This is a genomic window from Campylobacter concisus, assembly GCF_002092845.1.
In the GTDB taxonomy this organism is placed as follows: Bacteria; Campylobacterota; Campylobacteria; order Campylobacterales; family Campylobacteraceae; genus Campylobacter_A; species Campylobacter_A concisus_AQ.
The window spans coordinates 112,382-121,939 of sequence record NZ_LVXF01000039.1 but is presented as its reverse complement, the minus strand read 5'-3'; the positions used below and the strand labels follow the sequence as shown (position 1 = coordinate 121,939).

Below are 9,558 nucleotides of genomic sequence, written 5' to 3'. Positions count from 1 at the left end.
GTCTAGAGTTAGAGTGTCTTTACCTATTAAGGTTATATCTTTACCATCAGTTTGAGTTATTGTTACTTTAGAGTCAGAACCCTCTGTAACTATCTTTTCACCTTGGTATACAATATCTCCTACACTTAATTGTCTTACCTCTCCTGTTAAGTCATTAAGTGCTCTTGCTATTCCTCCGTTTACGCTTTTAACTACTCCGGCTTCTTTAGCCATCATATTCTCCTTATTGTTTATAGTATTTTAAATTTTGAATGAATTATATAAATTTTAGAAGGGCTTGTCTATTGTACTGGGGTACAGTGTTGAAAAATTTTTGTGTGACGATCTTTTATTGTAGCCCTAAAAATTACATTTGCTTGTAAAATTCTTAGCATTAGTTTTAGTAGAAATTGATTTTATTTAAAAAATTTAAAGACTTGCCAACAAAGCAAGTCTTTAAACATAATCTTATAAAGCCTTTATATCTCCACCGATAACTCTTAACCCTCTACTATCAAATATTGCCTTTACGCCAGCTACTTCTATCACGACGCTTGATCCTTCTATCGTTACTTTTGTGCTACCTACTTGATGGATTATCTTATCTTTGGCATTTACCTCATAAGTCGTCTCTATATTGCTAAATTTTGAATCAGCAATCTCAGTGTGCTGGGCAGCTGTTTTTGTTGTGAAATTTGACTTAGCATTTATATCAATGTAGCTATTTGCCTGAAGCACAATATGCTCGTTACTAAATTCATTTATGCCTTTTTGTGAATTTAGCTTATAGCCACCATCTATATTTTGCTCTTTTGTACCCTTTACCTCTCTCATCTCATCGTTATGTATGGTCGTATTAAGATTTGATTTTACTTCTATAAATTTATCATGTCCTACAAATTCATGACTATCTTGACCTACTCTTGTATTGTTGTCAACAGCTACATTTAGCGTATTTGAGACACCAACTACTGTATCTTTTGAAAGTCCAACTGTTGTTAGATATTCGGCTCCCACATTTACATTTTTTGCCAAATCTATCGTCTGGATGTGGGCTTTTTTAACACGCTCAGTGTAGCTCCCATGCACTTGTGAGCTTTTGTCATTTAGTATTGTTTGAGAGAAGTCATTATTTACAAGCTCGTCATAATCCTTTTCTGCTTTTACATAAATTTGCTCTTTATTTTTTAAATTTGATAAAGTTATCTCGTTTATACCAGTCTCATTTGCACCGATTGTCTTTGAGCTAAGAGATGTTTGGTGATAGTTACTATCTACATTTACAAGTGGCGTATTTGAAGCATTATATAGGCTACCGCTTACTACTGGGTTGTCTACGTCATTTTGTAAAAAAGAGATGATAACCTCATCGCCGATCCTTGGTATAGCAAAAAATCCTGAGCTATTGCTAGCAATAGGCGTTATCACTCTTAGATAAGCACTCTTATGATAGCTTGCGTTGATGGCATCGTCTTTATCGATTATCTCTTGCGTACTAAAAGCATTTAACCTCACCTTTACCCTACCATAGCTATCAGTATGGATCGTGTTATTTTGGCTGTTTAGCCCATCTTGACCGACTACAAGACCTAACGTGATGTCTGGTGCTTTTGGCTTTTGCTTGTAGCTTGGGACAAATTTCACACTACTTGGGATGATGCTTATCTCATTTGTGTATGAGCTTATAAATTTTTTATCTTTAAACGGGACATTATCGCCTAAATTTAAGGTATTTTCTAAAACGCTCTCATCAATATAAGTATGCTTTAAAGCTATTATTTTAAACTCATATTCGCCCTTGCTAGCGTCAATGGCTACCGAGATATTGTCATTTAAATTTAGTGCAAATACATTTGAGCTAGCGGTAAATTCTTTTAAAAGCATATCGCTTCTTAGTTTTTTAAGGTAGGTGCTAACTTCAAGCAAGCTAGTGTCACTAAATGAATACTCATCTAAATTTATATGCTTGTCATAGATATTTACCTGTTCGTCAAATATCTTTTCATTTTTACTCTCTAGCACATTTGGATAAGCTGTATTTTGAAAAGAGTGCGTAAAGCTATTTGCCTTTAGCGTCTCGCTCTTTGTTATTTTATTTATATGCTCGGTTGCTAGATTATTATTCAAATTTACATTAAAGCTTACTTTTCTAGCTTCCTTGTCACTACTTGTATCACTTGAAGTAAAATTTTCATTTTGATTGCTATAAGCTAATATAAATGTATCATGAAAGTAAATTTTTTCATTGTCTTCATAAAAATATATACCGCTATCATGGCAAAGCCTTGTTATGAAAGCTAGGTCACTCTCATTGTACTGGGCTATAAATTCTCTCTTGTTGTAGTTATTTTTGATATTTGAGAAGTCCAGCTCTTTGGTTAGTCTTTGTTTATTAAAAGCCAAAATATCCTTTACTACTTCTAAAATGCTCTGGTCTGTATAAATTCTGTTTGCTCTATTTATGCTTAGTCTATATAGTGGCGAAGTTAGCTTGAATTTAAAGAAGTATTTTTTATCTATATTTGTACTAGTCTCATCGTCTACGCCAAGATACTCTACATCGCTTACTATTCCACTAAAGTGCATATCGTTTGAGCTACCATCTGGAACGATATTTTTATTTGTTGAAGACGGCCTTTTTATGCTTAGTTTTATACTTTTATCAAGATATTTATATATGCTTGAGTAACTTTTATCGTTATTGTAGATGGTGTCTAAATTTTCATAAAGCGGGTTTTTCACCAAATTTATATAAGCAAAGCACTCTATGCTAAATATACTTTCTAAATTTTCATAAATATCTGCACGTGTAACGATAAATTTATCATTTGACTCGTTTGCTATCTGAAGAGTCGAGAAGGTATCGTTAGATACGCCGTAGTCCACAAAGCCGTCAGTTGCCACTGAGTTACCGGATGCTAGCATGACAGGCTTAGTCAGTGATGATGTTGGTGATGTTAAATTTTTGTCCATTTGTTGCTCTTTCAATCTTTTTTCGTTTTCTTCTTCTCTAAGTTTTTTAAAGTATTTTTTCTCTGGTTCTTTGATATTATAAAATCTATTAACTTCTTCTTCTATTCCACCACGTTCAGCTTCTTTATTTATTTTTTCTTTAAGATTGGCATCTTTATCTATATAATTTTTGGCGGCATCTGCATTTCCTTTAAAAATCTCTCCAATAATTGGTATTTTTGAGAAAGGATAAGTAAAGGTATCAATAGCATTTTGTGAGTTAGTAAATTTATTATTTTCTTCATTAAAATTTTTTAGTTCTGTATTATCATGTTTTATATCAAGTTTCTTTTTGCTAGTGTTAAAAAAATCCATCATCTTTTCTCACTTTCCAAAAGCTTATCTAAATCTTTTTCATCTCCTACTATCTTTAATATAACTCTCAAATAACCATAATGATAAGGATCTTGTCCATGATCTAATAGTTTTTTGATTAATTTAAATTTCTCTTCTTTAAATTCTTTATATTTCGGTGTTTTTATAAATTCTAATAGCTCAGGGCTTGCTTTTTTGTCTTTTATGCCATCACTATTTTCTCTAAAAAAGGCTAGGAATTCTGTTGCTATAATTGCAGTTAGCCATTTATCTGGCGTAATATCTTTATTCAAAAGTAAGTCAAATGTTTTAGTCTTATTATTTTCATAAGCAGCATCTAGTAAATTGGAGCCATCATTAGCGAAACTTGGGACTATATTAGCATCACACCCAAGCTCATCTATGTAATATTCTATACATTTAGCAGTATTTTCATCGGTCGTATTTTTATCAAAGATCACAGCAAACATATTTAAACAATTTGCTTCGTGTGAATATAAAGATGTTATGAGAAATATGATTATTGCCAATTGCTTCATTGCGCTAATCCCTTTTGAGTTCTATTCTTTAATAAATTATCTAAATCCTTTTTATCATTTAAAATTTTTAAAATAGATTTTAAAGTAGAATAATCTTTCGGGTCCTGTCCATAATCTAATAGTTTTTTAATTAATTTAAATTTCTCTTCTTTAAATTTTTTATATTTCTGAGTTTTTATAAATTCTAATAGCTCAGGGCTTGCTTTTTTATTGTTTATACCAACACCATTTTCCCTAAAGAAAAATAAAAAGCTCATTCCTATGGATGTTGCCAAGCTAGTATTGGCGTATGTGCCTTTTTCCAAAAGAGTATCAAAAGTTTTTGTTTTATTTGCATCATAAGCATATTCTAATAGATTTGGTCTTATTGAAAGATCAGGAATTCTTATAGTCATATTAGCATCACACCCAAGCTCATCTATATAGTAATCTATGATTTTAGTGGTATTTTCATCACTTACATTTTTATCAAATATAGCAGCGAACATATCCGTACAATTTGCTTCGTGTGAATATAAAGATGTTATGAGAAATATGATTATAGCTAGGTGTTTCATATCGCATTTCACATATCATATTAATTTAAAAGATAAAGATAAAAAGGGCTCATCTGTGTCCTTCTAGCTAGAAGATGATTTTATTAATCCTAGGGGTAAACCCTAGGTTGGTTTTAAGCTTTTTTAGTAGCTTCTCTCCAATCGTCGCTTCCGCTTGTGCCTGCAGCTACGTGTTCCCAAACTATCTTTCTATAGTTCATTGAAACTTTGAAAAGCTCTGTTTTGTCGCTGTTTAGCTTGTCTTGAGCATTTGGACTTACTAGAGTAATATCTGTTATAGTTGCATCTTCTAGTTTTGTAGTGAAGAAATGCTCTGCACCACCACTAGTTGATGTTCTATACCAATAGATCTCAACCTCTGGAAGTCTTTCACCTTGTGTTAAAGCATTGTAAAGAAGTGGAACAGCTTTATTTAGTGATGTAGTAAAGCTAAATGGCTTATGAACTCTTTGACCTGATGGTTGGCCACTTTGTGGATCAGTTGGAACTGTTACTATATGAGAAACCTCTTGAGCCATGATCTCATCTTCGTGACCTGACTGATAGCGATTGCCTATACTAGCTTCTGTTGAAGCACCACTTGAAATAAGTCCTTGTGTAGAACCTTTCACTTTAATATACACTGGTTGTGACATATTTACTCCTATTAAAAAGTTTGGATTATTCTATCTTTTATTTACTTTCTGTTTTATTAAAAACATTACTTTTTTAACATATAGCTTTGAAGAGCTTTATGTAATAGATAATTAAACGCTTCCTTATCTTCCTTAGTGCTTTTTAGTACGGCTCCTGAAAGATATTTAAAAAATGAGTTATTCTCGACTATATCATACATTTGGCTATATAGCTCTTTGCAGATAAGCTTAACCAAAACCGCATTTATTAATTCTGTTGAGTCACTAAGAGGAAGAGTTTTCATGATTGTTTCCATATCTTTTGTATTTAAAGTCCTAGTCTGCTCACTTATAGGGCTCATATTTGGTTGCAATTTTATACTCTCAACTATCTTTGTCAAAAGCTCATCCATGCTTTTTGCAGTTAGCATATTTTGATTATTTGCATTTTCTTCTTCATCAAAATTTTGAGCTATCTCATTTAAATTTAAAACTGCATCGTGCGCATTTTCATTTAAAGTGATATCTTTTTTATCATTTATTAATGAGTTTATCTTTGGCTCTTCTTTAAAATCAACATTTGAAATTTTACCAACTGGTTCAAAACGTTTATCATCAAGCTTGTCAAAATTTTTCGTATTTTCTATTATCTTATGGGCTTTTCCTATATATTCATCAATCCTAGAAGGGTCTATAAATATAAATTTTAACTCCCCTATCCTAAAGACATCGCCCAAATTTATGACGCTCTCATAGTCATCTGGAAGCTTTGAATATGAATCACTATAAAAAATTTCACAATCTTTATAGCCACAAATTGTGAAAACTCCCTCTTCAAATCCAACATGAGCGTGTTTTGGTGCGATTGAATCACTCATATCATTACAAGAAAATTTTGTAGTATTTAGTGAGCCTATATCACCGCCATTTTCATCAAAAATGATAAATTGAGCTGAAAAGCTTGACGCTTTATCGTAATTTTGTATAACTGCTGCTATTTGTTGCATATTTTATCCTTAATAAAGCATCTTCTTTGGTAAATTTATCGTTGGTATGATATCCATAAGCTCTAAAAGCTCTCCTCCATTTGGTGTTACTTCAAAGCCAAAATACGAATCTCTTCTACCATCAAAATTAAGCGTACTAACACCAACACTACTAAAATTTGAAGCTTTCAATATCTTATACCAGCCCCATTCTCCATCAAAACTTAGCTCTTTTCTCTCACTTCCAGTGCTTGAAACTGCATTGAATTTAAACTGTGTTGATATATCAAAATTTTTACTTGAGACTATCAAATTTGAGGCAATTGTATGATCATAAGTCAAAGAGTTATTAGAATAACTAATATTTATATGGCTAAAATTTGCCGATAAGTCGACAGCTTTTAAATTATAATTTAATTTTAGCTCATCATTTGAATCAAGCATTAAATTTGAAATTCTGTCTATATAGGCAATATTTTTAAGGAAATCTCTGCTAAATCTTAGCTCTTTTGCATATTTTGGTCTTATTTTATAACCATCGGCAGTTTTGCTTAAGATTTGTTTTAGATATCTATCATAAAAGCTATTCCAAGTTCCGTTTTTGCCAAAGAATCTTTTAAATTCTTCTATGCTAACAGCCTTTGGAGATTGTTCATTAAATGGATAAAATGGCTTGATAAGGCTTTCAAAATCATCAAAAACATCATCTCTATATGCTGTTGATAAAAGTGCTGAAGCGCCATTTTCTACTTGTTTCCATGCAAGCGTCGATAACTTTTGATAATATTCATTTAACTCATCCGGAAGCTTCTTAGCATCATTATTTAAGACAACGAATGGGTCATTTTCATTTTTTATACCATTTATTGCATAAACTATTTTATCATCGTTACTTTGAAGCATTTCGAAGTTATAGTCACTAACTTTTTTATAAACGCTTGTTACATCGTTACTTATAATATCTAGCAAGTCATTAGAATTTAACGCATGATAGTTAGTAAATTTAGCACTAAAATCACTGAAAACACGCTTTATCTCACTTGAAGCAAATCCTAGAGAGTAGATATATTTTAGTAAATTCTCATCATTTAAATTTGTATTTTGATTAGTTAATTTTATTAAAGAATTTAAAGGATTTTCTCTCTTTGACAAGATGTCGAGCTCTTCTATGACCTCTTTTTTTGTGCTAAATTCATTTGGCTCTATTTCTCTTAAAATTTGGCTCCACTTATCAGCATAGTTTTGCAAATAAAGCTCTATTACAGCAATGCTTAACTCTTTCTTATCATTTGAGCTAATATCTTTTAAAGAAGAATTTGTCTCCATTAGCCAAGATTCTATTCCAGCTGTTTGATCTATGTTTGAGCTAAGCTTTGACAAGAAATCTCTTAAATTTTCTTTTGTATAAATTTTATTAAATGGCTTAAATGCTTCTTTTTCTTGGACTACTGTGTATAAATTTTCAACATCTTTTTTAATATCGTAAAAAGATTTATCGTCCTTAAATGATATGAACTCAAGTATATAATAGAGCCTTTGTGCTCTTTGAACAGGTGATAGCCTCGTATTTGCTATACTTTGAGCAACTGTATCTGCAGTTATGTTTAAATTTTCTGCCTTTAAAATAGCCTCAATATGAGCTAAAAATTCATCTTTTGCAACGCCATATTTTTCAAATTTATCCCAGTTTGTACTAATCCAAATTTTAAATAAATCCACATTTGTGTAGTCTTTGTCAAAGAGCGAATCATACATATAAAATGCTTTTATTAGCTTATCTGGATCAATTTCATTTTTTAGTATATTTTCCATTTCAGTTAAAACTGTATTTTTGAAAAAATCAGCATTCAAATCATAGTAAAGTGCTTTAACTGGAGTGAAGCCTTTATACGAAGTATCTAGTGTTATATACTCAAATTTAGTATCACCGCTAAAGATTCTTGGATAGTCATTTAGACTTTGTTTTAGTAAATTTAGAAGCTCAATCTTTTGTGTTGGAGAGAGATCCTTATATTTTTTACCATCAAGGTATGAAGAAATTTTATTTGCATTATTTATAGCATTTTGCTCTTTTATATTTTTGGTATCTAGAATAAAACTAGAACCCAAATATACTCCAGCACAAAGTATGGCTACTAAAATAAAATTTGCAAATTTTGTAAATCTATTTTGAGCACCAAATTTATTTAAGTTAGCTTTAAAAGCTATCTCTTTTAAAAATGATTTTACAAAATAGCTTTGTTTACTATAGTTATTTACTGCTCTTAAAAGTGGTTTTTTAATGTTATATCTATCGCAAATAGTATTTGTAAGGTAGTTTATAGGTATATTTTCTTGGTAAGCACTGACGAAATAAATTCCATTTATGGTTGAGCTATTTTTAAGTGCATTTTGAGAGCTTAGCTTTGTTACAAAATCTTTCACTAAAGCAAAAAAATTATCAAGTTGTTTTAAAAATAGATATGAACGTTTTTTATCCTCCAATAGGTGTGAAATAGAGTTCTTACTCATGAGATGTTTAAATAGTGACTCACTTAGGCCTTTTAGTTCAGTTTCTAGTGATTGTTTTGAGAAATTTGGATCTAAGTTTATTCCTAGAGCCTTATTTGCCACATCTTCATTGAAAAGCCTGAAATAATCTCCCATACCATCTATTAAGTCAAGTTTGCTAAAAACAATATAAATAGGGAATTTAATATTTAGATGCTTCTCGCAGTCATTAACCCTTTTTACCATATATCTAATTAATTCATCAAAATATTCTTGAGTGCCCTCGAGAAATTTTTTAGTATCTATGATTAAAACAGCACCACTTAATCTAGCGTTAAAATCATTTCGTTTTAAAAAGTGTAAAAATTCACTCCAGATACTTTTTTTAAGCAAGTAATCCCTATTTTTATCCACATCATCTTCAGGAAGCTCTTCAGTAGCTGTTGGCTGGTACAAGCTCTCTTGTGCAAAATGTATACCCTCAGTATCTAAAAGTGCGCCAAATTTTGAAATATAAAGATTAAAGTTTGTTGTACTTTTGTGTATTTTTTTATAAGTATCTAAACTATCAGATAGTGGAAATTCGATATTTGAATAGTTTATAAACGCACTCTTTCCAGCACCTTCGTTACCCATTATCATTATTAAAGGTAATTTTTTAAAATTTATATCTTTTTTCCATGTTGTTTTGGCATCTTTCAAAGAAAGCATAAAATTTCTTTTTGCCTTACCAAAGCTATCCATAGACTCTTTTTTTATCTCTTTTAGCTTATTATTTTTTTCATCTTTTTGAGATGCTAAATAGTGCATTAATGGCTTGATTAAAACAAAAAATAAAATAACTGCCCAAAATGCAATTAATATAGTGACTCTTGAACTTATACTAGCAAAGCTATATACATCGTTAAAAGCTATAAGTGGAGCGTAAAGCCAAAATAAGATGCTTAATGCAATAGAAGCTACCAAAATGGTACTGTGTTTAAATCTAAAAAAGACAAAAAATCTTCTTAGGTAATCGATAAATGCCATTGATGCACATCCTTTTACAAATAAATATATTTCTTTA

General features: G+C 30.9%; 7 protein-coding genes. All 7 read right to left on the bottom strand.

Annotated features, from left to right (window positions below; translation table 11 throughout):
• A partial coding sequence (locus A3854_RS08050; protein ID WP_141081843.1) for a hypothetical protein occupies positions 1-213 on the bottom strand: 213 nt, incomplete at its 3' end.
• A 234-nt stretch (positions 214-447) separates the two neighbouring features.
• The gene (locus tag A3854_RS08045; protein ID WP_180378672.1) at positions 448-3,306 is read right to left on the bottom strand and encodes a type VI secretion system Vgr family protein; all 2,859 of its coding nucleotides are present in this window, start codon (positions 3,304-3,306) and stop codon (positions 448-450) included.
• Complete coding sequence (locus A3854_RS08040; RefSeq protein ID WP_230853298.1) at positions 3,306-3,845, bottom strand: hypothetical protein; 540 nt, start codon at positions 3,843-3,845, stop codon at positions 3,306-3,308. Before A3854_RS08040 ends, A3854_RS08045 begins: the two co-directional genes overlap by 1 nt.
• Complete coding sequence (locus A3854_RS08035) at positions 3,842-4,333, bottom strand: hypothetical protein (protein WP_257639593.1); 492 nt, start codon at positions 4,331-4,333, stop codon at positions 3,842-3,844. The genes A3854_RS08040 and A3854_RS08035 overlap by 4 nt, the downstream gene beginning before the upstream one ends.
• Positions 4,334-4,515: 182 nt before the next feature.
• The gene (locus tag A3854_RS08030; RefSeq protein ID WP_054195925.1) at positions 4,516-5,037 is read right to left on the bottom strand and encodes an Hcp family type VI secretion system effector; all 522 of its coding nucleotides are present in this window, start codon (positions 5,035-5,037) and stop codon (positions 4,516-4,518) included.
• Positions 5,038-5,102: 65 nt separating this feature from the next.
• Positions 5,103-6,023, bottom strand: a complete 921-nt coding sequence (locus tag A3854_RS08025) for a hypothetical protein (protein WP_084042033.1) — start codon at positions 6,021-6,023, stop codon at positions 5,103-5,105.
• A gap of 9 nt (positions 6,024-6,032) precedes the next feature.
• Positions 6,033-9,521, bottom strand: a complete 3,489-nt coding sequence (tssM, locus tag A3854_RS08020; protein WP_084042032.1) for a type VI secretion system membrane subunit TssM — start codon at positions 9,519-9,521, stop codon at positions 6,033-6,035.
• Between the last annotated feature and the right edge of the window lie 37 nt (positions 9,522-9,558).

Coding starts and splice junctions, on each gene's coding strand:
- A3854_RS08045 (WP_180378672.1), bottom strand. CDS start 3,306: ATGGATTTTTTTAACACTAGCAAAAAGAAACTTGATATAAAACATGAT.
- A3854_RS08040 (WP_230853298.1), bottom strand. CDS start 3,845: ATGAAGCAATTGGCAATAATCATATTTCTCATAACATCTTTATATTCA.
- A3854_RS08035 (WP_257639593.1), bottom strand. CDS start 4,333: ATGTTCGCTGCTATATTTGATAAAAATGTAAGTGATGAAAATACCACT.
- A3854_RS08030 (WP_054195925.1), bottom strand. CDS start 5,037: ATGTCACAACCAGTGTATATTAAAGTGAAAGGTTCTACACAAGGACTT.
- A3854_RS08025 (WP_084042033.1), bottom strand. CDS start 6,023: ATGCAACAAATAGCAGCAGTTATACAAAATTACGATAAAGCGTCAAGC.
- tssM (WP_084042032.1), bottom strand. CDS start 9,521: ATGGCATTTATCGATTACCTAAGAAGATTTTTTGTCTTTTTTAGATTT.